This is a genomic window from Gemmatimonas sp. (assembly GCF_041689975.1).
In the GTDB taxonomy this organism is placed as follows: domain Bacteria; phylum Gemmatimonadota; class Gemmatimonadetes; order Gemmatimonadales; family Gemmatimonadaceae; genus Gemmatimonas.
Map to the genome: position 1 here is coordinate 1 of NZ_JBDNFF010000102.1, position 1,361 is coordinate 1,361.

Annotated in this window: 1 protein-coding gene and 1 pseudogene; both read right to left on the reverse strand. The window is 65.8% G+C overall.

Annotated elements, in window-relative coordinates:
- Positions 1–63: 63 nt before the first annotated feature.
- On the reverse strand, positions 64–993 hold the full coding sequence (locus ACESNG_RS07065) for a GTP-binding protein (protein ID WP_373059537.1): 930 nt from the start codon (positions 991–993) through the stop codon (positions 64–66).
- 31 nt (positions 994–1,024) lie between these two features.
- Positions 1,025–1,361 (reverse strand): annotated as a pseudogene (locus ACESNG_RS07070) (hypothetical protein); the annotation flags it as partial.

The following is a 1,361-nucleotide window of genomic DNA, read 5'->3' on the forward strand; positions in this document are numbered from 1 at the left end:
CCGGAAGCGGGGAAGGTGGGTCGGACAAATCTGCTACACCGGAGCGCCCGGAGAAATACCGGATCACACCAGCGCCGCGATTCGCGACTCGAGGTCGTCGAGTGACATGCCGACACCGATGAACAACGCAGTCGCCACGGCTTCGGCGTGCGGCGACGACGCATCGAGTTGCATCTTCTTTCGCCCCGGTACGCGATTCCACACGAACATCTCGGCCGGCTGGTCGACGAAGCGCACCAGACCTTTGGCCCGCACGACAGCCTGCGGCAATGCCTCCACGAAGGCCATGAAGCGTGCGCGCTCGACCAGCTGCGGGAGCGGCAAGGCGACGCTGCCGAAGGGATGCGTGTGGCCATGGGCATGTCGATGAGCCGGGGCAAAGCCCTGAGGAGCACGCCGCTCCGTGTCGCGCATCGACTCCACCAACGACTGCAGCGTGTCGGCGAATGTTACCGGCGTGGTGAAGGCGGCGCGGGCGTTCACCGCCGCGACACGCTGCTGTACGGCGCCACGTCGATCGGACGACAGCGTGTCGGTCCAGTTGAGATACACATGCGTGGCCGTTGTGGTCTGGGCCACTTCGAGCCGGTTGTTCCACCAGCGCCTCTGCCAACGCCCCGCATCGATCACGGTGAGCTGCAACGGCAGCGTGAAGTGCGTGAGCGTGACGTCGGTGGTGAGGTACCCGAGCAGTTCGTCGGTTTCGGTGGCACCGTTTGCTTCGATCAGCATGACACTGCCCGGATCGGGCGGCACCGCGTGCAGTGTGTCGAGCAGCTCGCGGAGCGAGCCGCAGCAGATGCATTCCCCGTTGAGCGGCGTCACCAGCGCATCGAGTTCACCGAGCCTCGCCGCGTCGATCCTGGCGTTCTCGAAATCGTTCAGCACCACCCGCACCCGCACACCACGCTCGATCAACAAGGGAATGACGGTCGTGAGAAAGCGCGTCTTCCCGGCGCCGAGGAAGCCGGCCATCAGCACCAGCGGTATCATGGACGCGCACCACGGTCCGTTGTGCGTCGCATCAGGCGTGCGACATGCGCAGTTCTCCGAGAAATCCACGGGCGCCGCGTCGCAGCACCGACGCGGCGTAGAGCGCGGCGAGCGCGAGCACGGAGAACAGTTCGAGCGGCGACGTCGTTTCGAGTGACGCCTGCGACAACGTCGGCATCGACGCGGCAGGCAGCACTGCATTCACGAGCAAGCCGATCACGATCGCAGCCACGATCATGGCCGCGGCGAATGCATAGGCGAAGCGTATGCCGTGCAAACGTGACAGGATGCCGATGGTGGCCACGTTGGTGGCTGGTCCGGTGATCAGCAGCGCGAGCCCGGCGCCGGGCGACACGCCTGCCGCGACC